This window comes from Chromobacterium sp. W521 (genome assembly GCF_052805975.1).
The window spans coordinates 1-22,902 of the sequence record NZ_JBRBAF010000023.1; the positions used below are offsets into that span (position 1 = coordinate 1).

The window sequence follows — 22,902 nt, forward strand, 5'->3', positions numbered from 1 at the left end:
TGCCCAACCCTTCCGCGCCGAGTTCGACGCCCAGCGCCGCGGCGTGCCGCTGACCCCAGCCTACGCCCACACCGAGCTGGCCAAGCCCAAGTCCCGCGGCGTGCAGACCGCCACCGTGGTTGGCCCCCAGGGTGAAGAGGTGCACACCGACCAGCACGGCCGCATCAAGGTGCAATTCCACTGGCAACGGCCGGACGAACACCCGAGCATCGGCGCCAACCTGGACGACACATCCTCCTGCTGGCTGCGGGTGGCGATGCCCAGCGCCGGCGCCGGCTGGGGCCACCAATTCATCCCGCGCATCGGCCAGGAAGTGCTGGTCGACTTCATCGAAGGCGACATCGACCGCCCGGTGATCACCGGCGTGCTCTACAACGGCAGCCACCCGACGCCGGACTTCAGCGGCGCCGGCGCGCTGCCGGCGAATAAAACCCTGTCCGGCATCAAATCCAAAGAACACCAGGGCGGCCAGTACAACGAACTGCTGTTCGACGACACCCCCGGTGAAGTGCGCGCAAAACTATCGAGCGAGCCGGGCAAAACCCAACTCAACCAGGGCTTCCTCACCCACCCGCGCAGCAACGGCAAGGCCGAGCCGCGCGGCGATGGCTTCGAACTCAGAACCGACCAGCACGGCGCCATCCGCGCCGGCCACGGCCTGCTGCTGAGCACCGAAGCGCAGAACGGCGCGTCCGGCAAACAGCTGGCGCGCGAACAGGCGCAAAGCCAGCTGGACGCGGCCTTGAGCCTGAGTCAAAGCCTGGGCGACACCGCCACTGGCCAGCAGGCGGACACCATGGAAACCGGGCCGGAAGAAATCGGCGCGGACAACACCAAAGCCGCCAAGAAAACCGAAGGCCACCTGCAACACCAGGCCGCCGCCCTGAAAGCCTGGGAGGCGGGCAGCAACACCGACAAAGACGGCAAGACCGCGAAAGACCAGGCCGGCCAGCAGCCGTTAATCGTGCTGTCCGCCCCCGCTGGCATCGCCAGCCTGAGCCAGCAAAGCCAGACCGTGGCGGCCGGTACCAACCTGGACCTGGTGGCGCAGCGCGATACCAACCAGACCAGCGGCCGGCGCTGGATTCACAATGTGGGCCAGCACATCAGCCTGTTCGTGGCCGGGGTGAAGGACAAGGTGGCGCTGAAGCTGATTGCCGCCAAGGGCAAGGTGCAGGTTCAAGCACAGAGCGACAGCATTGAGGTGACCGCGGACAAGGATGTGACCGTCACAGCCTGCAAGGGCAAGGTGGAAATCGCCGCCGGCCAGGAAATCCTGCTCACCAGCGGCGGCGGCTATATCCGCCTCAAGGGCGGCAATATCGAAGTGCACTGCCCGGGCGAAGTCAGCGTCAAGGGTGCCAGCCACAAACTGAGCGGCCCGGCCAGCCTCAGCACCCCCACGCCCACCTTCAACAAGCCGGGCATGGGCAATCTGCAAGTGATCCATGAGTTCGCCAATGGCTACTCCATGGACCAGGGCAAATTCGTGGTCACCGACGCGCTGGGCGTCAAACACCACGGCGTGCTGGACGAGGCCGGCAAGGCCATGGTCAACGGCCTGCCCACCGGGCCGGCGCAAGTGCAATTCCTGGGCCGTCCGCACAAAGACAAGGCTGACATCTTCCCCTTTGTGCCTCAGCCGGAAGTGGCGCTGCAGCAGACCGGCGAGGCCGTCAAACAGCAGGCGATGCAGCAACTGGGCAGCACGCTAGGTAAAGTCAGCCCGCAGCTGCAAAACACCTTGGGCCAGGCGCAAGCCATGGCCGCGCAGGCGCAGCAGGCGCTGGCCTTGGCGCGCAATCCGCAAAGCGCAATCCCCGCGCTGGCCGAACGCGCCGGCGGCATGCTGCCCAAGCTGCCTAGCCTACCCGGTCTGCTCAAAGTTTAATCAGCCCCATTATCGATATTTTCAGAGTTGAATTGTCATGACCGCACCTGTCGCTGTTCTCGATGCAACCCCGGCCAACGCGGCCAAAGCGCTGGCCCAAACCGGCCAGTCTTTTGATAAATGGCTGCAAGACATCAGCGGCGGTTACCTGACGGTTGAATCGCTGAAGACCTTGGGCACCGCCATTCCGGTGGTGGGCAACCTGATCTCGGTCGGCGACGTCGTGGTGGACGTCATGGACATGAGCGAGAAAAGCCGCAAGCGCCAGGAAGTGGACATCTTTGACTGGATGTTCCTGGGCGTGGACCTGATAGGCGTGGTGCCGGCCGCCGGCAGCATGTTCAAGCTCAGTACCCGGCCCACGCTGAAGCTGTGCGCCACCAGCCTGCGCCGCGCCGGCAAGGACATTGCCAAAGATGCGATTGAAGGCGCGCTAGTGGGGCAATTGATCACCCTGCTGCCAGATCGTTTCCGCAACACTCCGGCCAAGTGGGTGGACTATGTGGAATCACATATCGACAGCAATCTGCAGAAATGCAGCGCGGAAGGCGCCAAATACCTGAAAGAACTGGCGGACCTGCTGATCAGCGTCGGCGACGGCAAGTTCGGCCAGTTCGCCGCCAAGCACACCTCGGCCAAGCCCGTCGCCTACAACCTGGAAAAAACCAACTCCGGCTTCTGGGGCACCATAGCCGCCCATATGGACGCGCTGAACAAAGCCGCCGATGGCGCCAAGAAACAGGCGGTGGCCGGCATGGCCGTCACAGCCGCCCATGCAGTGGACAAACTCACCGGCAAATCCCCTGCCCTGCGCGCGCAAATGCGCTCCATTGGCCTGTCACTGGCAAAATGGGCCGGCGAACTCAAGGCCAAGCTGGAAAAAATGCTGGCGGAGAAGCTGAAACCGATGCTGGCCAAGCTGCGTCAAGCCTTCATCGACCACATCGCCTCCAAGAGCACCGCGGTCAAGCAGGGCCTCAGCAAGGTGAGCAAGAAGGTGCAGCAAATGCCCAAGGAGGTAATGGGCCGCTTCAAGGGAGGGGGAAAGGGAGGTAAATGCAATTGCAGCTCCCAGCATTCCATCAACTACCTCAACGGCGTGGAAACGTTGACCCACAACGATTTCAGCCTGCCCGGAGTGCTGCCAATACAATGGGACCGTGTTTACCGATCAGACTTTGCCGCCAATGATGCCGCCGGCCCGCTGGGCGCGCGTTGGGCTATGCCTTACTGCATGCGCTTTGAACGCGACGGCGACGCGCTCAAATACTACGATGATGTGGGCCGCGAGCTGGAATACACGCTGCCGCCGGTGGGCGAATCCCTGAAGGATGAACTAGAAGGCCACACCCTGACCACGCTGTCCGACACCCTGCTCTCGCTCAGCTTCGGCCACGATTTGGTGCAGCTCTACGAACGGCACGGTCAACAATACCTTCTGGCGCTGATCAAGGACCGCGCAGGCAACAGCATCGCGATGAACTTTCGCGACGGCCGGCTCAGCCAGTTGGTCAGCAGCGCCGGCTATGTGGTGGATTTGGCGCATGACAGCCATGGCCGCGTCAGCCGCGTCAGCCTGCAAGACCCGGAAACCGGCCTTCCGCTGCGCACGCTGGCGCAATACCAGTACAGCGATATCACGGCGCTGGCCGGCGACGCAGGCGATCTGCTGGCCGCTAGCGACGAGAACGGCCAAAGCTGGAACTACCAATACCACCGCCACCTGATCACCCGCTACACCGACCGCACCAACCGCGGCATCACCCTGGAATGGGAGGGCGACGGCCCCGACGCCCGCGCCGTGCGCGAATACGCCGACGACGGCAGCCTGGACATCCGCCTGGCCTGGGACAACAACATCGACCTCACCTACGTCACCGACGCCTACGGCCGCACCACCGAATACTACTTCGACGAAGCCGGTTATCCCTACCGCACCATTTTCCCGGACCACAAGGAAGAGTGGCTCAACTACGACGCCAAAAAACAGCTGGTCAGCCACATCCACCCGGACGGTTCGCAAGACAGCTACGAGTACGATGACAAGGGCAATATGGTGCTGCACGAGCGCCGCGACGGCAGTGAAGTGGCCTTCGCCTACGACGCCCAGGACAATCTGGTGGAGATCACCGATCCGCTCGGCGAAAAATGGCTGCGCGCCTACGACGACAAAGGCCAGTTGATCGAGGAAACCGACCCGCTGGGCCACAAGACCAAGTACGCCTACAACGAACAGGGCCTGCCGGTGGCCATCACCGATGCCAAGGGCGGCAAGAAGCAAATTACCTACCGTCCGGACGGCCTGCTGCAGAGCTACACCGACTGCTCCGGCAGCGCCACCCAATGGCAGTACGACGAACGCGGCCGCGCGCAGTTGATCGTAGACGCGATGGGCAACGCCACCCGCTACCAATACGCGGCCAACGGCACCCTGCAAGCCATCGTCCAGCCAGACGGCCAAGCCACCCAACTGGAACACGACGCCGAGGCGCGCCTGCTCAAACTCACCGACCCGCTGGGCCGCGCCACCCATTACGACTACGACAAAGCCGGCCGGCTGCAAACCCGCACCGACGCCAACGGCCATAGCCTGGCCTACAAATACGACAAGCTGGGCCGGCTGACCGCGCTGCGCAATGAAAACCACCGCCAGTATTTGTTTGAATACGATGCCGGCGGCCAGCTGATTTCGGAAACCGGATTTGACGGCAGCGCCACCCGCTACCACTACAACTCTGCCGGCCAGCTGGAAAAACAACAGGAAGGCGATGTCGCCACCCTTTATCGCTACGACCGCGCCGGCCGCCTGATCGAGCGCAGCGCGCCCGGCAGCCTGGAAAGCTTTGGCTACGACCCCGCCGGCAGGCTATACCAGGCCAAGAACCGCTACGCCAGCCTGCGCTGGATTTACGATCCGGTGGGCAATGTAATAGAAGAACACCACGGCTATAGCGTGGCCGGCGTCAAGGAAACCTACCGCTGGCAACATGAACACGACCCGCTGGGCAACCGCATTGCCACCGTGCGTCCTGACGGCCGCCGCGTGGACATCCTCAGCTACGGCAGCGGCCACGTGCACGGCCTGCTGTTCGGCCAGCGCGACATCATCAACCTGGAGCGCGACAAGCTGCACCGCGAAACCCAGCGCGTGCTGGGCAATGCCTTGCAACAGACCCTGGCCTACGACAAGGCCGGCCGCCTGGCCAGCCAGCGGCTGATGGGCTCTACCCAGTGGAACCGCCAATACCAGTACGACGCCGCCGGCCAGCTCACCGGCATCGCCGACAGCCGTGCCGGCCAGCTCAACTACCGCTACGACCCGGTGGGCCGCCTGCTGGAAGCCGCCACCCCCAAGGGCGTGGAAAGCTTCCGCTTCGACCCGGCCGGCAACCTGCTGGACAACCCCCCGGGCGCCGACGGCCGCCAGGACAACAGCCTGCTGGGCAACCTGCTCAGCCAGTACGCCGGCCGCCATTACCGCTACGACAGCCGCGGCAACCTGGTGGAAAAACGCGTCAACGGCGCGCTCACCAAGCTGGAGTGGGACAGCCACAACCGCCTGTCCCGCCTGACCGCGCCGGACGGCCAACGCACCGACTACCACTACGACCCGCTGGGCCGCCGCATCGCCAAAACCCAGGCCGGCCAGACCACGCTTTATGGCTGGGACGGCGACGTGCTGGCCTTTGAAACCCGCGACGAACAAGCGGTGCACTATCTGTTTGAACCGGACAGCTTCGTGCCGCTGGCCCAAGTCCACACCGAAGCCGTGCGCGGCGTCAAAGTGCCGCGCTGGAGCCAGCACCGCCCCTATGACTCGGACCTGGACCCGCTGCGCAAACCGGCGCCGGAACCCAGCGAACCGACTGCGGTGTACTACTACCATACCGACCACCTGGGCACCCCGCAGGCGCTGACCGACGAACAAGGCGCGCTAGCGCTGGAGATGGACTACCAAGCCTGGGGGCAAGCGCGCGAAATCATCGCCGACGCCGCCAACAAGGCCGGCATCCGCAACCCCTTCCGTTTCCAGGGCCAGTACCAGGATGAAGAGTCCGGGCTACACTACAACCGCCATCGCTATTATGATCCGGAGATTGGGCGCTTTATTTCGCGGGATCCGATTGGGTTGATGGGTGGGATTAATATCCACAGTTATGCGCCAAATCCAATAAGTTGGCTTGACCCATTAGGCCTAGCAAAGAAACCTGCTTCATCGGCAAAGAATCAAAAATCCTCAAACCTTCCTGAGCAATGCAAATGCAAATGTGCACATGGAGATAATGTTCTATACCATTACACTAGTGACACAGGTGCAGCTGGAATTCTTACAAGCCAGCAACTAAACCCATCCTTGAAGGCAAATAACCCTAAGGATGCCAGATACGGCGACGGACAGTATTTAACGGATATTAAACCAGGCTCCAAAACAAACAACCAACTTTCAAGACAGTTCTACGGCGTTGGATATCTCGGCAAAAAAACGAGCAACTATATAGCGATAGACACCACCGGACTAAATGTCCAAAAAGGAAGAGATGGTGTATATGTCATACCCAACGATAAACCATTAGATATCAAAGGCCGCGTTGTTAATCATGGGAAAAATGAGGGGTGCCAATGAAGCATTTAAAAGTAATATGGAATCACCACCATAAAGAAGAGCCATCAATCATTTACCAAGAGATTGACGACTCCTCTTATGAAATCAGAAAAATTGAAATCATGAAAGACGGCCAAGTCATTGGCTATGCATCTGAAGCCGGTGAATTTGGAGCATCTATACTTGCTGATCAGCAAATACCAACAATCGAGGAGATAAACCAGGAAGATGAGTTTATTGCCGTAGAAATAACAAAAATTGAATTCGAAAATGCTTGGAATTCTGCAATTTCTCAATATAATAAAAAATAATAGCTGCAAAATGAAAACTGATCATACATAAAAGCATCTCCGTACCTGTAAGATAACCCTCTCTGCTTCGGTATCCCTACCCCAGCAGCCCTCGCCGACCGCTAGCGCTGGCCGACGAACAAGGCGCGCTGGCGCTGGAAATGGACTACTAGGCCTGGGGGCAAGCGCGCGAAATCATCGCCGACACCGCCAACAAGGCCGGCATCCGCAACCCCTTCCGCTTCCAGCGGCCAGTACCAGAATGAAGAGTCCGGGCTACACTACAACCGTTATCGCTACTATGACCCAGAAATTGGACGCTTTATTTCGCGGGACCCAATTGGGTTGATGGGCGGACTAAATTTACATACGTACACAGAGAATCCAATATTATGGACAGACCCGCTAGGCTTAAACCGTAAGTCCCAACCTAATTCGGCTGCAGTTGCCGCGGACAAGGCAAGAGATGATGCGGGGAAAAGTACGGCCGTAAGCATGCAAAATACATAGGAGGACATAAAGATGATCAAGTTACAGCTGGCCGATCAAGTAATCCGATGGGTTGTGCATAAGACGATGTAAGCAGGCAATTGGGAGATGACTCAAACATGAGTAACGCCTATGGGTGGGGAAGGAATAAAACCACTGGAGAGTTGGAGTGGACTCGCATACCCGTATGTGTTCGATGCCAGTCAAAATATAACAAATCTCAATTTCCTGAAGATGTAAATTTTGCCCCTAATGGAGCTTGGAGCAAATGAAAACTCTCGTCGAGATGGAAATCAAAAGAATTCCATGGTCTAGTCTAAGAGAGATCGACGGCAACGCCACAAACATTGAATTCGCTTTACTAAACTTGCTTAACTGTACATCCGCAGAAGAAGCCGAAAACATATACTGGCAACTTGAAAACAGAATAGTTGTTCAAGGCCAGCTTTTTCAAGCCGCTGAATTTGTAGCCCCTGTTATTATCGCTGCGTTATTTGAAAATAAAGCCCGATACATAAAAATTAGCCAACTTGATCTGTTATATCAAATTATTACAGGAGCCCCGCATGAAGACGAAATAAAACAAGGAAATATCAATTTAACGGAAAAATGTATAAAAAGTGCGAGAGAAGGGATTTTCGTTTTATACCACGAGCTAATCAATGGCGAAAAAGAATGCGCAAAAGACATTATAGAGATAATTGACACAGACAGGAGCAGAGTTGATTATTTTTTAGATGAAAATTTTGAATTTTAACTGCCACACTGAACAAATAAAACCTATCAAAAGAACTCAGAAAAATTAAGAGCTAAACCACTCTTCTACTTACCTTAAAAGTACCGGCTAAAATAGTTATTAGCTCTAAGCTAGAAACACATGTAGACACCACCTGCAGCAATAGATATTTCTTGAAAATTGCCTCCCTGCGCCTCAGGTCTAGGCATGCAAAGCAAACCCGCGTGAAACCCAGCGAACCCACAGCAGGGAACTACTACCACACCGAGCACCTGACAAAGCCAGCAGGCACAATATGACATACAGCATATACGAACTTATTTTTCTCATAAGCTCAGACTGCTTCAATCAACACATATTTAACAGCCAAAGCACGCACACTGCTGAGGCAATACAGAAAATAGCACGGAATATAACCCCACTCATCATGGAGGGTGGCGAAGACTATTTCGACGATGTCGATTTTTCAAAAAAACAAATTGATTTTATTGAAAATAAATTCACATCTGAATTAGAAAATAACATCAACGACAAAGCAGCGATATCAAAAGCATATATTTTAAAAAACATTATTGACAATGAAAACGAACACAGAAGAACCGCTGAGAATACTCTAATCAGCATTTGCGCCCATATCTATTGGCTCAACACCACGAACCTAACACAAGCAATCAGTGACTCTCTTTTTAACACAATAGAAAAAGTAGAATCGTTAGGACTAACAACCACAACACCTCCACCGTTAGATTGGAGTACCATTAAAGACATATGGAACGCCTCAGAAACACCATGGGACAGTTATTTAAAAAAAATAATATCTGAGGTACCCGACTCTCTCTTCAGCGCCTTCAACTACTTAACAAACAATGATACCCAGTTGGATTTTCTTATCCAATGGATGGAACACTTAAGCGAAAATGAGTTCAGTGCATTAAAAACCTTTTTAGCCGTCGAAGGCGAACAAGAACTCAAAGACATCAACTCAAAGGCCTTTGAAGAATATAAAAAAATAATCACATTCATATAGCTTAATTTAACACAATGGATTTTCACACCTCAGCCCGACCTTAACAAGTAGAAACAGGCATTTATCTTTAGAACTCAAATCAATTCAACAAGACACCTGCAATGACAAGCTTTAATTTGCATGACCAAAGCGGGAATTTAATCGGCAGCATTATCACGACATCCCTCGATGGGAGGTTCATACTGGGAGCCCTCACACCAAGCCCGCATTTCTCATTGTACAAAAACCTATTCAACGCATTTGAGCACGCAGCAAACAATCAACTTTTTGCCGACATCAACCGATTGAAAAGTGAAATACAAGAGCACAGTTTTTACTTGACCGGCACACTACAAAAACTGGATAGAGTGGAAATAACAGGCTTGCAGATCATGGGCAATGACGTGAGTTTTCGATTTAAAACCCAAGCCACGCCCCCCGCCGGGGCGACGTCATCGCAAAAACTGGTGAGATTGACCACGCTAAATTGCTAGAGTGCTGTGCATTACTTCTCTATCGTCCCTAGCTACGCAACGAGCAAATCGTACTACCCTAGGATTAAAGATGACAGAAAATACGATCCTTTATCACAAAGCTCAATTCCATCAATTCAAAAAACTTTCCAGCACTAGAATTGATAACATCTGCGCACCAGAGACGGCTGAATTCTCCTTGGTCATGGCTAAAAATAAAAACGGTAATATTGGATTTAATCAGAGTAAAGAAGGCCACGCCTTCATCAAATCCATGATTGCAAATTGTTATTTCTTAAACATACAAAATGAGCTTTGCCCTCCACAAGACACATCAATCGTCTATGCCCCCCAATTTCTATTCCGAGATAACAATGGGAAATTTGAGAAGCTATATAAAGAACACCAAAAATACAAAACCGATTTTAAAAAATACGAAATATTATCTCGTCATCGCAAAGTTTCTCCCCCAACAAAACCAGGCCTTACCATTTTTTTAGACGACCCAACACTAAGCATTAATAGCGACACCTACGAGCCACTTACAAACTCGTGCCACTATATTTGCATAGCAAAAATATCAGGGGAATATGGCCATGGCGCTTTTGATGTATTTGCCAATGATCTTGACTTCTTTTTTAAAGAATTAAAAATCCTTGCCGATGGAAAATTCAAAATCACGGCAATTGACAATAACTCAAAGCTCATCAAGTACTAATTTTAACAACGCTCATCCAATCCATAAGCTCAACAGCCACACCTAAAACACAGCCCTCCAACAATAACCGTGGCTACAAGATAGAAAACATGTCAAGCCGCCCTCCAATAAAGAAGGCAAAAGCTCCTCTCCAAAGACTAGGCATAAGTCACAATCACAAAAAGCCTAAAGTTTAAAATGAATAAAACATGCCGCTTCTGAACTGTGCACAACACGGCTGGTCAGGCACTGAAAGCGTCAGTAATAGAGCAGCCAACGCCATAAAAAAATACACTCGAAAAAACACTATACTCAGGCATTGTTTTTGAAGAAATCGAATTCCCCCTCGTGGTCATCGAGGGGGAAACCATATACGGCATGACCTTTCACTCCCTTCAAGTCAAAATAGAAGACGAAAATGCATTAAACAATATATTGGAAACATTAAAGCCAATGTGCTACAAATGCGTAGAAATTTATAGGGAAGCTGGAAGAAATGGACTGCAAGTCCTGGAATCAAGCACAGAGAATCCTAGCGGCGATATCAATCCGCTAGCGCAAAAAGCAAACTAGCACTGTTGCCGACTAATGCAACAACACCGAATCGAACCCAAGCCGCAGCCAGCCCAAAGCCCCGCCCGGGGCTTTGGTCGTTTAGGAGAGTTAAGCCAGTTCCTGCATTTGCATCGTGGTCTGTTGCAAACGGCGGGCGAAGGGTTCCAGCAAGCAATACACCTGCTCGCACTCCAGCGTTTCTAAAATGGATTGATCCAACATGGCCGCCAACGCGCTCAAAGCGCTGCTGACCTGGCCGAGTTCCAGGCAGATCAGTTGGGCGCTGTGATTGAAATGCTCTCCGTATTCGTCGAGCTGTTGCAACAGCGGGTCAATCGGCTGCAGTGAAGCATTTTGCCGACGCAAGCTTTTCAGCTGGGACAGCAAGGTTGGCAGTGACGGGATATGAGGAGACGGAGAGAAGGTGGCGCTAGGCATGGGAGCCTCCAATAGTGAGCGATGAAACCCACCGTCCGACGCTAACCGGGGCGGCGGGAACATGGCAGGATTAGCGTTACCGGCACTATGGAACCGGCGCGTGCAAGCACGCTCCCACCATGACCCGCCTGAGAGTAGACGCATCAATAGTGTGTCCAGACATGAGATGCCGCATGTGCGGCTGTCCGCCATAGTGTTCGGAACGCTAATTCCGGTGCTGATGCACAGCACGGTCGGATTATCACGTGCTTGGGGTCGGGAGGCAAGACGCTGTCGCCTTCTGCGGCACCTCCTTGGCCGATGCCGAATCCATGCGTGCCATCAACGTGCTGTATAGCAAGCAACATGAGGCCAACCGTTCGGACTCCGGCCTACTGCACAAAGCCGCAACGGTGCACTACTATCACTCAGACCAACGCGGCCCCTAGCACTCAATGGAGGTCAAAAGACATGACAAAGCCACTTAATCAAATGGAGGTCAAAAGACATGACAAAGCCACTTAATCAAGATGAAGTCTTGAGAGTATTTGCATTAGTTGAAAAAATTCACGAATTATTTCATCAGCCAGACAATTACTCTTTGGAAAATTTTTATAAATTTGGCGAGGAAAACTACTCAGAAATTCACGAGGCATACTATAAGATCATTTGGAACTGGCTATCCGAAGAAAACCAAAACAAAATAATAGAGAATCAGTAAGTCGTTCTTTTGATACTCGATCGTTGGCAATGTCACCTCATGCCCACAAGGAAAGACGACCTACCAGACATGGGGCTAGATGTGGAAAACCCTTCCTTGTGCGGCAAACGAGCCCCCATCTTCAGGGCTAGAAAAAGCACCTAGCCTGCACGACAAGTGCTGACCGCTTCGACGTAATCAACTCCCACAAGCACACTCCACTTGAGCTGTGCCCGCCCCCCTCCCCCATCTGTCACACCAGCATGAAGTCTGCTACGCTGCCTATCCATTTCGACTCTGCGTCCTGCAGGATTTCATCATGCTCAAGTTTGATGTTCTGATCATCGGCAGCGGTCTGGCCGGGATGACCTTGGCCTTGCACCTGGCGGAAAGCCGCAAGGTGGGCCTGATTACGAAGCGCGATTTGCTGGAGGGCAGCTCCACTTACGCCCAGGGCGGCATCGCCGCGGTGCTGGACACCGAGGATTCGGTGGAGGAACACATCCGCGATACCCTGATTGCCGGCGCCGGACTGTGCAACGAGGAGACCGCGCGCTTCATCGTCGAGCATTCCAAGGAGGCCATTGATTGGCTGATTGCGCTGGGCGTGCCCTTCACCAAGGATGAAACCCACCGCACCGGCTATCACCTGACCCGCGAGGGCGGCCACAGCCACCGCCGCATCATCCACGCCGCGGACGCCACCGGCGCGGCAGTGACCAGCACGTTGGGGCAGAAGATCAAGGCTCACCCCAATATCACGGAGCTGGAAGAACATATCGCCATCGATCTGATCACCTCCCGCAAGCTGGGCCTGCCGGGCAACCGCGCTTACGGGGTGTACGCGCTGGACAAGCAGGCGGACCAGGTGGTGACCATTGCCGCCAAGCACACCATTCTGGCCTCCGGCGGCGCCGGCAAGGTTTACCTGTACACCACCAACCCGGACACCGCCACCGGCGACGGCATCGCCATGGGCTGGCGCGCAGGTTGCCGGGTGGGGAATATGGAATTCATGCAGTTCCACCCCACTTGCCTGTATCACCCGCACAGCAAGTCTTTCCTAATCACGGAGGCGGTACGCGGCGAGGGCGGCGTCCTGAAGCTGCCGGACGGCACCCGCTTCATGCCGGAGCACGATCCGCGCGCCGAGCTGGCGCCGCGCGACGTGGTGGCGCGCGCCATCGACTTTGAAATGAAGAAGCACGGCCTGGACTGCGTCTACCTGGACATTTCCTATAAGCCGGCCCATTTCATCCGCGAGCATTTCCCCAATATCTACGCCCATTGTCTGGAGCTGGGCATAGACATCACCCAGCAGCCCATCCCGGTGGTGCCGGCGGTGCATTTCACCTGCGGCGGCCTGGTTACGGACCTGACCGGTCACACCGATGTGGACGCGTTGTACGCGGTGGGCGAAGTGGCCTGCACCGGCTTGCACGGGGCTAACCGGCTGGCCAGCAACTCCTTGCTGGAATGCCTGGTGATAGGCAAGGCGGCGGCGGAGGACATCCTGGCCGCACCGGAGATCAAGCTGCCCAAGATCCCGGACTGGGACGACAGCCAGGTGACGGACCCGGACGAGGAGGTGGTGATTTCCCACAACTGGGACGAGCTGCGCCGGGCGATGTGGGACTATGTGGGCATAGTGCGCACCAATAAGCGGCTGATGCGGGCGCAAAACCGCATCCGCCTGCTGTCAGAGGAGATCAACGAGTATTACCGCCATTTCCACGTCAGCAACGATCTGATTGAGCTGCGCAATCTGGTACAGACTTCGGAATTGATCGTGCGCTCCGCGCTGCTGCGCAAGGAGAGCCGCGGCCTGCATTACAGCCGCGACTATCCGGAGAAGCTGGAGCTGGCGCAGGAGACCATCCTGATGCCGGAGGCGCCGGCCGCTGAGCGCTAATCGCCCGGGCGGCTACACGCCGCCCAAGTAATCCATCTTGCCCAGCGGCACACCGTTGTGGCGCAGGATGGCGTAGGCGGCGGTAAGGTGGAAGTAGAAGTTGGGCAGCACAAAGCCCAGCAGATAGTTTTGTCCGCTGAAGCGGATTTCATCTCCGCGCACTTTCAGCACTACTTCCCGCGCCTCGCTGCCGTCGATCTGGGCGGCGTTGAAACCCTGCAAAAACGCCACGGTCTTGGCGATGCGCTGTTGCAAATCGGCAAAGCTGGCTTCGTCGTCGGCGTAGCTCGGCACCTCAACGCCCGCTAGCCGCGCGGCGCAGCCTTTGGCGCTGTCGCTGGCGATCTGCACCTGGCGCGTCAGCGCGAACATGTCCGGCGCCAGCCGGGCGTTGAGCAGCACGTCCGGCGCGATATTGCGCGCGGCGGCGTCGGCGGCGGCCTTGTCCAGAATGGCGGACAGATTGTTCAGGCCCCGGATCAGCACCGGGACAGAGGCTTGGTACATGGAAACGGACATGGCGGGCTCCTGTCGGATGAGGAAAGGCGGACGCGGCGGACATGCCGGCGCGCCGCCACAGCATAAGCCAATCCGCCGCCGGGAAACAGACGCCAGCCCGGCCACAGCCCATTCGGCACGACCCGCCGGAAACCGGCGAGCCCAGCGGGTTCACGCACCCTCAAGGCCTCACGGGCAGGAGACGTGGATGCTTTTCGAACCGGCGTAAACATTTTTGCAAGACGCCTTGGAGCCGATGCCATCCAGGGTGAAATGCGGATCACTCTTCTGATGGCAGCCTTTGGACACATTCAGCTGGCAAGCGGGCTTGTCGATCATTTCCTTCAGCGAATCGCTTTTATTGCGCAGGTATTCGGTGGCCTCGGCCTGGGTGTAGGTTTTCACATCGCTGTTGTCGGGATCGTTCCAGCCTTTCTTGAAAGTGATCGCCGCATTGGCGGCCCCCATCGTCAAGACGGCAAGCAAACCTGCCAATAGACACATCGCGCTTGTGGTTTTCATGAGCCTCTCCTGCCTGAGTGAATGGATGCGCGGCGCTGGCGGGCGACGCGTGTCGGTCCAGGCCTCATGACAAACAATAGTTATTGAAGCGCCCGTCGTTCACCTGACCCATCAGCCACTTGTCATTCCACCCAGCCGGATTCAAGGCCTCACTTAGCCAGCGGCAAGGTGAACCAGAAGGCGCAGCCGCCGGCCACGGTGCTGTTGGCGCCGAATTCGCCTCGGTGGAATTCCACGATGGAGCGGCAGATGTTCAGGCCTATGCCCATGCCTTCCGGCTTGGTGGAGTAGAACGGAGTAAACAGATTGCTTTTCATGGCCTCGGACAGGCCGGGGCCGTTGTCCACCACTTCCACCCGCCAGAAGGCGGTGCCAATGGAAGTGCGCACCTTGACCCTGGGCCGCTTGGTCTGGGCTTCTTGCATCGCTTCGATGGCGTTTTTCATCAGATTGAGCAGCACTTGCTCAATCAGCACCGGGTCCATGTCCAGCAGGCAGCCTGCCGGGTCTTGCTCCACCTGCAGCTTGATCCCGGCCTTGACGGCCAGGCCTTCCGCCAGGCCGACGGCGCGCAGCACCACCGGCCCCGGCTCCACGCGTTGCAATTGCGGCTCGTGTTTTTTGACGAAGGCGCGGATGCTGCTGACAATCTGGGCGGCGCGCTTGGCCTGCCCGGCGATTTCCTGGATCGCCTCCCGCACGCCGGCCGGCAGTTCCAGTTCCGCCGGCAGCCGACGGCTAACGCCGGCGGCGTAGGTGTTGATGGCGGTCAGCGGCTGGTTCAGTTCGTGCGCCAGCGAGGAGGCCATCTCGCCCATGGCGATCAGCCGCGAGGTGTTTTGCAGCCGCTCCTGCTGCGCCAGCTCCCGCCCCTCGCGCGCCTTGTCTTCGCTCACGTCGGCCAGGATGGCCAGCCAGGCGGATTCGCCGTTTACCCAGTCGATGCGGCGGCGGTGCATCTGGAACCAGCTGCCGCCGCCGTCGGTGGTGAACTCCAGGCCGTATTCGTCCTGTTCTGGCTGGTCCTGCAGGCCGGGCAGCAGCACGCAGCAAGGGCCGTGCGGTTCTTCCGCCAGCCATAGCCGGGCAAACGCGGGGTTGGCGTACAGCAGCAAGCCGCCGCTTTCTTCCATCACGCACACGCCGGCCACCAGGCCGTTGAGCACGGTGAGAAAGCGCTGGTGGGAGGCGTTGAGCGCCAGCCGCTGCCGCTTGCGTTCGGTGATGTCGAACAAGGAGGCGATCCAGCCGCGCTGGCTGCCGTCGGCCTCCACCAGCGGGGTGGCGTAGAGCCGCACTTCGATGAATTCGCCGTCCTTGCGCGCAAAGCGCAGTTCGAAGCCCTGCGCCGGCTGGCGATGGTCTCGCACCGCGGCGATCGCCGCGGTCATGGCCTCGTGGTCGTCCGCCGGCCAGAATGGATGGGGCGGCGCCTGGCCCACCAGTTCGTCCGCGCTGAAGCCCAGCATGTCGCAGAAGGCGCGGTTGACGCGCACGATGCGCCCTTCGTCCTCCAAGGCCACCAGGCCGCTTTTCATGCAGTCTTCTATCGCCTGGCGCAGCGACACTTCCTTGGCCAGCGCCTGCTCGGCGTGCGCGCGCTCGCGCACGTGACGGCGGATGCGCCAGGCGGCGTACAGCAGCGCGCTGAGCAGCAGCGCGATCAGGCCGGACAACACCGGCAGGGTCAGGCCCAGGCCGGCGCGGTAGCTGACCGCGTGCAGGTAGAGGCCGTAGCCGGGGGGGTCGAAGCTGGTCTGGTGGGAGATGGTGCCGGGGCGCTCCGCCGGGTCGAACTTGCTGGCCAGGGTTTTGCCGCTCAGGTCTTGGATGCTGATGTAGTTCTTGGAGGCGATCCACCACGGCACTTGGTTGAACAGCAGTAAATCCAGTTGGTAGGACAGCCGCAGCCCGCCCAGGGCCTTGCCGTCGTGGACGATGGGCACGGCCAGATCGAAACGATATTTGCCGTCACTGCCCTGATAAGGCGCGCCGTAGCTGGGGCGCAACAATCGGTTGGCGCGCCACAACGCGTCGAAGGTTTCGCCGGACAGCACGCTGCCGTCGCGGCGGGTGCCGTGCTGGTCGCGCAACACCTTGCCGTCCAGGTCTACCTGCTGGATGTTCAGCAGTTCCGGGTTGCCCCGCAGGTAAAACGCGGCTTGCCGAGCAAAACGCTGACTGTCGATATTGCCGCTCTCGATCTCCCGGCCCAGGTTTTCAGCCCATTCCTGCTGCCCTTCCAGATACATGCGCAAGGACTGCTCCAGCCACAACACCTCCTGGATCAGGTTGTCTTGCTGCTCGTCGCGCCAGTCGCGGTACACCAGATAGAACAAGCTGCCCAGCGCCAGCAGCAGGGCCAATAGCAAGGCGCTGACGCTGAGCCAGAGCATGCGGGAAGAACGGCGTGACAATAAATTTTTTATCTGCATGACATGCTAGGGAAAGCCCTAATGCGGAAGTCCCTAATAGTTGAAAGAAATAGGAAATTCTACTTTACACGGAACAAGCAGACTGTCCACAAGGACAGCGCATAAGGAAAAATCGGCCATGGCGCCGGCTAAATCTCTTTTGCCGGTCATAAAATGCCAATGAGTTGATTGATTCCATATAACACCAAACAAGTGAGATGGAGATAGAGAATGAAACTGAAGACAGCCGCCGTGGCCCTCTGCGCCGCGTTCGCTTTATCCGGCGCAGCCAATGCCGCCGGCGAAATCCTCATCAAATTCAGCCATGTGGTCTCCCCGGACACGCCCAAGGGCAAAGCCGCTGAATATTTCAAGAAACTGGCGGAGGAGCGCACCAAAGGCAAGGTCAAGGTGCAAGTGTATCCCAACAGCCAGTTGTACAAGGACAAGGAAGAACTGGAAGCGCTGCAACTGGGCGCGGTTCAGATGCTGGCGCCCAGCCTGGCCAAGTTCGGCCCGCTGGGGGTCAAGGAGTTCGAGGTCTTCGACCTGCCCTATCTGTTCGACAACTACGATCAGGTCAACAAGGTGATGCACGGCCCCATCGGCAAACAATTGCTGGGCAAGCTGGAGAGCAAGGGCATCAAAGGCCTGGCTTATTGGGACAACGGCTTCAAGAACTTCTCCGCCAACAAGCCCATCCGCACCCCTGCCGACCTCAAGGGCCTGAAGATTCGCATTCAGTCGTCCAAGGTGCTGGAAGAAGAGATGCGCACTCTGGGCGCGCTGCCGCAAGTGATGGCTTTCTCCGAGGTGTACCAGGCGCTGCAGACTGGCGTGGTGGACGGCACCGAGCTGGAGGCGTCCAATCTGTACACCAGCAAGGCCTATGAGGTGCAAAAGCAGCTGACGCTGACCCAACACGGCTTCCTGGGCTACGCCGTCATCGTCAACAAGAAGTTCTGGGACGGCTTGCCGGCCGATGTGCGCGGCCAACTGGACAGCGCGATCCGCGATGCGTCCACTTACGCCAACGATATCGCCAAGAAGGAAAACGAGCGCGCGCTGGCCGGCATCAAGGCTTCCGGCAAAACTCAAATCTACACCCCCACTCCGCAGGAACGCAGCGCCTTCAAGAAGGCGCTGGCGCCGGTTCACGCCAAGATGGCCGGCCGCATTGGCCAGGATCTGCTAAACCAGATCTATAAAGAAACCGGTTTCAACCCGGCCAAATAAAGCCAGCCCGGTTCAAGAGCATGTCTGCCAGGCATGCTCTTGTTCCATGCGGAGACAGTCATGCTCAAATTCCTCGATCACCTTGAGGAGTGGATGATCGCCTGCCTGATGGGGGCCGCCACCCTCATTACCTTTACCGCGGTGCTGCACCGCTACGGTTCGGGCATCGCCACTCTGCAGCCCTTGCTCGCCCACATCAATATGTCCTGGGCGCAGGAGCTGACCATTTACCTATTTGTCTGGATGGCCAAGTTTGGCGCCGCTTACGGCGTGCGCACCGGCATCCATGTCGGCGTCGATGTGCTGATCAACCGGCTCAGCGACAAGCGCCGCGGGCGCTTCATCGTGTTCGGCCTGCTGGCCGGCGCGCTGTTTACCGGCACCGTCGCCGTCATGGGCGGAGATTTTGTCTGGAACATCGCCCACACCGATCAAACCTCTCCGGATCTGGAAGCGCCGATGTGGCTGGTCTACCTGGCCATTCCCTGCGGCTCCACCTTGATGTGCTTCCGTTTCCTTCAAGTGGCCTGGAACTTCATCAGGACCGGCTCGCTGCCCAAGCATGACCACGGCCATGTGGACGGCATTGAGGGCGACGAGCAACTGGACAATATGCACCCGCACGATATGCATCACGGAGGCCGCCCATGAGCGCGTTGATCATTTTCGGCCTGCTGATGCTGCTGATGCTGACCGGCATGCCGATCTCCATCTCCTTGGGCCTGACGGTGCTCACCTTCCTGTTCACCATGACGGACGTGCCGGTCACGTCGGTGGCCCTGAAGCTGTTCACCGGCATAGAGAAGTTCGAGATCATGGCCATCCCCTTCTTCATCCTGGCCGGCAACTTCCTGATGCACGGCGGGGTAGCCAAACGCATGATCCGCTTCGCCACCACGCTGGTGGGCCACTGGTACGGCGGGCTGGGCCTGGCCGGCGTGGTGTCCTGCGCGCTGTTCGCCGCGATCACCGGCTCATCTGTGGCCACCGTGGTGGCGGTGGGCTCCATCATTCTGCCGGCCATGGTCAAGCAGGGGTATCCGCAACGCTTCGGGGCGGGGGTGATCACCACTTCCGGCGCGCTGGGCATTCTGTTTCCGCCGTCGATCAACCTGGTGATGTACAGCATCGCCACCGCCGGCATGGATGTCACCGGCCCCAACGGCATGAGCGTCAGCACCGCCTCGGTGGGCCAGTTGTTCATGGCCGGGGTGCTGCCCGGCCTGTGCCTGTCCTTACTGCTGGGCCTGACCACTTGGTTCCGCGCCAAGAAGTTCGACTACCCGCGCCTGCCCCGCGCCAGCTGGGGCGAGCGTTGGCAGGCTTTCCGCGACAGCGTCTGGGGCCTGCTGTTGATCGCGCTGGTGATAGGCGGCATCTACAGCGGCATCTTCACGCCCACCGAGGCGGCGGCGATGGCCGCGGTGTATGCCTTCGTGATCGCGGTCTTCGTCTACAAGGACATGGGACTGAAGGATGTGCCCAAGGTGTTGCTGAACGCCGCATCCATGAGTTCGATGCTGCTCTACATCATCACCAACGCGGTACTGTTCTCCTTCCTGCTGGCGTCCGAGCAGATTCCGCAGGCAATGGCGGCGTGGATGACCAGCCAAGGCCTGGGCATTGTGGCCTTCCTGTTGCTGACCAATATCCTGCTGTTGGCCGCCGGCAACTTCATGGACCCGTCGGCCATCGTACTGATCATGGCTCCCATCCTCTATCCGGTGGCGGTGAAACTAGGCGTCAACCCCATCCACTTCGGCATTCTGATCGCGGTGAACATGGAGGTGGGCATGTGCCACCCGCCGGTGGGATTGAACCTTTACGTCGCGTCCGGGATCACCAAGATGGGCATCACCGAACTGACGGTGGCGGTATGGCCCTGGCTGCTGACCATGCTGGGCTTCCTCGTTGCGGTGACCTATGTGCCGGAAATCTCGCTGTGGCTGCCGCGCGCGCTGGGCATGCTGAATTAGCGGCGTCCGACGGACATGAAAACGCGATGGCCGACGCCATCGCGTTTTTTGTCGGACAAGACGATAGCCCTGTCCACCGTTAAGCCCGTATAATGTGTAGTCACTCTCTTACACCAACCAACCACCTAAAGATCAACCTCAGGAGTCCCAGAGAATGGACGAGCAATTGCGCCAGAGCGCACTGGAATACCACCAGTACCCCAACCCGGGCAAAATCCAGGTTGCCCCGACCAAGCCTCTCACCACCCAACGCGACCTCGCCCTGGCCTACTCCCCCGGAGTGGCGGCCGCCTGCGACGCCATCGTGGAAGATCCGCTGAACGCCTACAAATACACCGCGCGCGGCAATCTGGTCGCGGTGATCTCCAACGGCACCGCCGTGCTGGGCCTGGGCAATATCGGCGCGCTGGCCGGCAAGCCGGTGATGGAAGGCAAGGGCGTGTTGTTCAAGAAGTTCGCCGGCATCGACGTGTTCGACATCGAAGTCAACGAACTGGACCCGGACAAACTGGTGGACATCATCTGTTCGCTGGAACCCACCTTCGGCGGCATCAACCTTGAAGACATCAAGGCGCCGGAATGCTTCTATATCGAGAAGAAGTGCCGCGAACGCATGAACATCCCGGTGTTCCACGATGACCAGCACGGCACCGCCATCGTGGCCGCCGCCGCGGTGCTGAACAGCCTGCGCCTGGTGGAGAAGGACATCGCTCAAGTGCGCGTGGTGGCTTCCGGCGCCGGCGCCGCCGCCATCGCCTGCCTGGACCTGCTGGTGGCCCTGGGCGTGAAACGCGAGAACATCACCGTCTGCGACTCCAAGGGCGTGATCTACGAAGGCCGCGACGAGAAGCTGGACGACTCCAAGAAGCGCTACGCGATCAAGGACAACGGCCAGCGCAAGCTCGCCGACGCCATGACCGGCGCCGACATTTTCATGGGCCTGTCCGGTCCCAAGCTGGTGTCCCAGGACATGGTCAAGTCCATGGCCCGCTCGCCGCTGATCCTGGCCATGGCTAATCCCGAGCCGGAAATCCTGCCGCCGCTGGTGAAGGAAGTTCGCCCGGACGCCATCATCGGCACCGGCCGTTCGGACTACCCGAACCAGGTCAACAACGTGCTGTGCTTCCCCTTCATCTTCCGCGGCGCGCTGGATGTGGGTGCCACCACCATCAATGAAGAGATGAAGCTGGCCACCGTGCGCGCGATCGCCGACCTGGCGCTGGCGGAGCAGAACGACGTGGTGGCCACCGCTTACGGCGACCAGGAGCTGTCCTTCGGCCCGGAATACGTGATTCCGAAGCCGTTCGATCCGCGCCTGATCGTCAAGATCGCCCCCGCCGTGGCCAAGGCCGCAATGGATTCCGGCGTGGCAACCCGCCCGATCCAGGACTTCGACGCCTACGCCGATCAACTGGCCCAATTCGTGTACAAGACCAATCTGTTCATGAAGCCGGTGTTCGCCCAGGCCAAGAAAGACCAGAAACGCGTGGTGCTGGCCGAGGGCGAGGACGAGCGCGTACTGCACGCCACTCAGGAAATCGTCACCCAAGGCCTGGCCAAGCCCATCCTGATCGGTCGCCCCAGCGTCATCGACATGCGCATCCAGAAGCTGGGCCTGAAGCTGGTGGCCGGCAAGGACTTCGAGATCGTCAACAACGAATCCGACCCGCGCTTCGCCGACTACTGGAAAGAGTACTACCAGCTGACCAAGCGCAAGGGCGTGTCCCAAGAGCAGGCTCGCCGCCGCGTGATCGGCAATACCACGCTGATCGGCGCGCTGATGGTGCGCCGCGGCGACGCCGACGCGATGATCTGCGGCACCTACGGGCCGTATCGTCAGCACTTCGACATCGTTGAAACCGTGCTCGGCTACAACAACCCGGAGAAAGTGGCTGGCGCGATGAACGCGCTGATCCTGCCCACCGGCAACATCTTCATCGCCGACACTTACGTCAACGCCGACCCGAGCGCAGAACAACTGGCCAGCATCACCCGCATGGCCAGCGAATCGATCAAGCGCTTCGGCATTGCGCCCAAGGCCGCGCTGCTGTCCAACTCCAGTTTCGGCACGCTGAACAGCGCGTCGGCGCAGAAGATGCGCGCCGCCTTCGACCAGATCCGCGCCGCGCAGCCGGACCTGGAAATCGACGGCGAGATGCAGGGCGACGCCGCGCTGGTGGAAAGCATCCGCAACCAGGCGATGCCGGACAGCACGCTGAAAGGTTCCGCCAACCTGCTGATCATGCCGAATGTGGAGGCCGCCAACATCAGCTACAACCTGTTGCGCGTCTCCGCCTCCGACGGCGTGACCATCGGCCCCATCCTGATGGGCATGAGCAAGTCGGCTCACATCCTGACCCCGATCGCCTCGGTTCGCCGCATCGTCAACATGGTGGCCCTGGCCGCCGTGGACGCGCAGAACAGCAAGTAAGCGTCGGCCTGGATTTAAAGGCATATACTGAACGGGCAAGCACGGCTTGCCCGTTT

At 57.9% G+C, this 22,902-nt stretch carries 17 protein-coding genes and 1 pseudogene; 14 read left to right on the top strand and 4 right to left on the bottom strand.

Going from position 1 to position 22,902, the window contains the following annotated elements:
* The 8 genes and pseudogenes from ACUXV1_RS22535 to ACUXV1_RS22570 form a co-directional block, all read left to right on the top strand.
* Window positions 1-1,891: DUF2345 domain-containing protein (locus ACUXV1_RS22535; protein ID WP_446016730.1), on the top strand; the 1,891-nt coding region annotated here is incomplete at its 5' end.
* Between the two features lie 37 nt (window positions 1,892-1,928).
* Window positions 1,929-6,515 (top strand): RHS repeat-associated core domain-containing protein, encoded by a 4,587-nt coding sequence (locus tag ACUXV1_RS22540; RefSeq protein WP_446016729.1) that lies wholly within the window; start codon window positions 1,929-1,931, stop codon window positions 6,513-6,515.
* The gene (locus tag ACUXV1_RS22545; protein ID WP_446016726.1) at window positions 6,512-6,805 is read left to right on the top strand and encodes a DUF6881 domain-containing protein; all 294 of its coding nucleotides are present in this window, start codon (window positions 6,512-6,514) and stop codon (window positions 6,803-6,805) included. The genes ACUXV1_RS22540 and ACUXV1_RS22545 overlap by 4 nt, the downstream gene beginning before the upstream one ends.
* Before the next feature lie 270 nt (window positions 6,806-7,075).
* Window positions 7,076-7,294 (top strand): annotated as a pseudogene (locus tag ACUXV1_RS22550) (RHS repeat-associated core domain-containing protein); the annotation flags it as partial.
* A gap of 247 nt (window positions 7,295-7,541) precedes the next feature.
* On the top strand, window positions 7,542-8,030 hold the full coding sequence (locus tag ACUXV1_RS22555; RefSeq protein ID WP_446016724.1) for a hypothetical protein: 489 nt from the start codon (window positions 7,542-7,544) through the stop codon (window positions 8,028-8,030).
* Between the two features lie 274 nt (window positions 8,031-8,304).
* Window positions 8,305-9,036, top strand: a complete 732-nt coding sequence (locus ACUXV1_RS22560) for a hypothetical protein (protein ID WP_446016723.1) — start codon at window positions 8,305-8,307, stop codon at window positions 9,034-9,036.
* A 101-nt stretch (window positions 9,037-9,137) separates the two neighbouring features.
* Entirely contained in the window at window positions 9,138-9,509 is a 372-nt protein-coding gene (locus ACUXV1_RS22565) for a hypothetical protein (RefSeq protein WP_446016721.1), read from the top strand.
* Window positions 9,510-9,579: 70 nt separating this feature from the next.
* Window positions 9,580-10,206 (top strand): hypothetical protein, encoded by a 627-nt coding sequence (locus ACUXV1_RS22570; RefSeq protein WP_446016720.1) that lies wholly within the window; start codon window positions 9,580-9,582, stop codon window positions 10,204-10,206.
* Between the two features lie 642 nt (window positions 10,207-10,848).
* On the opposite strand, the gene ACUXV1_RS22575 is transcribed toward ACUXV1_RS22570, so the two are convergent.
* Window positions 10,849-11,178, bottom strand: coding sequence for a hypothetical protein (locus ACUXV1_RS22575; protein ID WP_446016718.1), 330 nt, complete (start codon window positions 11,176-11,178; stop codon window positions 10,849-10,851).
* Window positions 11,179-11,665: 487 nt separating this feature from the next.
* On the opposite strand from ACUXV1_RS22575, the gene ACUXV1_RS22580 reads away from it, so the two are divergent.
* Together ACUXV1_RS22580 and nadB are read left to right on the top strand one after the other, a co-directional pair.
* Complete coding sequence (locus ACUXV1_RS22580) at window positions 11,666-11,878, top strand: hypothetical protein (protein WP_194427034.1); 213 nt, start codon at window positions 11,666-11,668, stop codon at window positions 11,876-11,878.
* 298 nt (window positions 11,879-12,176) lie between these two features.
* The gene (nadB, locus tag ACUXV1_RS22585; protein ID WP_446016716.1) at window positions 12,177-13,769 is read left to right on the top strand and encodes an L-aspartate oxidase; all 1,593 of its coding nucleotides are present in this window, start codon (window positions 12,177-12,179) and stop codon (window positions 13,767-13,769) included.
* A 12-nt stretch (window positions 13,770-13,781) separates the two neighbouring features.
* Here nadB and ACUXV1_RS22590 read toward each other — a convergent pair whose 3' ends face one another.
* From ACUXV1_RS22590 to ACUXV1_RS22600, 3 genes are all read right to left on the bottom strand, one after another.
* Window positions 13,782-14,288, bottom strand: a complete 507-nt coding sequence (locus ACUXV1_RS22590) for a DUF1993 domain-containing protein (RefSeq protein ID WP_446016714.1) — start codon at window positions 14,286-14,288, stop codon at window positions 13,782-13,784.
* A gap of 168 nt (window positions 14,289-14,456) precedes the next feature.
* Window positions 14,457-14,789, bottom strand: coding sequence for a hypothetical protein (locus ACUXV1_RS22595; protein WP_081556963.1), 333 nt, complete (start codon window positions 14,787-14,789; stop codon window positions 14,457-14,459).
* Window positions 14,790-14,938: 149 nt separating this feature from the next.
* A complete protein-coding gene (locus ACUXV1_RS22600) occupies window positions 14,939-17,185 on the bottom strand; it encodes a PAS domain S-box protein (protein ID WP_446016712.1) in 2,247 nt (748 codons plus the stop codon).
* 249 nt (window positions 17,186-17,434) lie between these two features.
* Between ACUXV1_RS22600 and ACUXV1_RS22605 the strand changes: the two genes are divergently transcribed.
* From ACUXV1_RS22605 to ACUXV1_RS22620, 4 genes are all read left to right on the top strand, one after another.
* Window positions 17,435-18,439 (top strand): TRAP transporter substrate-binding protein, encoded by a 1,005-nt coding sequence (locus tag ACUXV1_RS22605; protein ID WP_446016710.1) that lies wholly within the window; start codon window positions 17,435-17,437, stop codon window positions 18,437-18,439.
* Window positions 18,440-18,499: 60 nt separating this feature from the next.
* Complete coding sequence (locus ACUXV1_RS22610; protein WP_081556966.1) at window positions 18,500-19,090, top strand: TRAP transporter small permease; 591 nt, start codon at window positions 18,500-18,502, stop codon at window positions 19,088-19,090.
* Window positions 19,087-20,415 (top strand): TRAP transporter large permease, encoded by a 1,329-nt coding sequence (locus ACUXV1_RS22615; protein ID WP_446016708.1) that lies wholly within the window; start codon window positions 19,087-19,089, stop codon window positions 20,413-20,415. Before ACUXV1_RS22610 ends, ACUXV1_RS22615 begins: the two co-directional genes overlap by 4 nt.
* A gap of 154 nt (window positions 20,416-20,569) precedes the next feature.
* On the top strand, window positions 20,570-22,846 hold the full coding sequence (locus tag ACUXV1_RS22620; protein WP_043640783.1) for an NADP-dependent malic enzyme: 2,277 nt from the start codon (window positions 20,570-20,572) through the stop codon (window positions 22,844-22,846).
* Window positions 22,847-22,902: the final 56 nt, after the last annotated feature.

Coding starts and splice junctions, on each gene's coding strand:
- ACUXV1_RS22540 (WP_446016729.1), top strand. CDS start 1,929: ATGACCGCACCTGTCGCTGTTCTCGATGCAACCCCGGCCAACGCGGCC.
- ACUXV1_RS22545 (WP_446016726.1), top strand. CDS start 6,512: ATGAAGCATTTAAAAGTAATATGGAATCACCACCATAAAGAAGAGCCA.
- ACUXV1_RS22555 (WP_446016724.1), top strand. CDS start 7,542: ATGAAAACTCTCGTCGAGATGGAAATCAAAAGAATTCCATGGTCTAGT.
- ACUXV1_RS22560 (WP_446016723.1), top strand. CDS start 8,305: ATGACATACAGCATATACGAACTTATTTTTCTCATAAGCTCAGACTGC.
- ACUXV1_RS22565 (WP_446016721.1), top strand. CDS start 9,138: ATGACAAGCTTTAATTTGCATGACCAAAGCGGGAATTTAATCGGCAGC.
- ACUXV1_RS22570 (WP_446016720.1), top strand. CDS start 9,580: ATGACAGAAAATACGATCCTTTATCACAAAGCTCAATTCCATCAATTC.
- ACUXV1_RS22575 (WP_446016718.1), bottom strand. CDS start 11,178: ATGCCTAGCGCCACCTTCTCTCCGTCTCCTCATATCCCGTCACTGCCA.
- ACUXV1_RS22580 (WP_194427034.1), top strand. CDS start 11,666: ATGACAAAGCCACTTAATCAAGATGAAGTCTTGAGAGTATTTGCATTA.
- nadB (WP_446016716.1), top strand. CDS start 12,177: ATGCTCAAGTTTGATGTTCTGATCATCGGCAGCGGTCTGGCCGGGATG.
- ACUXV1_RS22590 (WP_446016714.1), bottom strand. CDS start 14,288: ATGTCCGTTTCCATGTACCAAGCCTCTGTCCCGGTGCTGATCCGGGGC.
- ACUXV1_RS22595 (WP_081556963.1), bottom strand. CDS start 14,789: ATGAAAACCACAAGCGCGATGTGTCTATTGGCAGGTTTGCTTGCCGTC.
- ACUXV1_RS22600 (WP_446016712.1), bottom strand. CDS start 17,185: ATGCTCTGGCTCAGCGTCAGCGCCTTGCTATTGGCCCTGCTGCTGGCG.
- ACUXV1_RS22605 (WP_446016710.1), top strand. CDS start 17,435: ATGAAACTGAAGACAGCCGCCGTGGCCCTCTGCGCCGCGTTCGCTTTA.
- ACUXV1_RS22610 (WP_081556966.1), top strand. CDS start 18,500: ATGCTCAAATTCCTCGATCACCTTGAGGAGTGGATGATCGCCTGCCTG.
- ACUXV1_RS22615 (WP_446016708.1), top strand. CDS start 19,087: ATGAGCGCGTTGATCATTTTCGGCCTGCTGATGCTGCTGATGCTGACC.
- ACUXV1_RS22620 (WP_043640783.1), top strand. CDS start 20,570: ATGGACGAGCAATTGCGCCAGAGCGCACTGGAATACCACCAGTACCCC.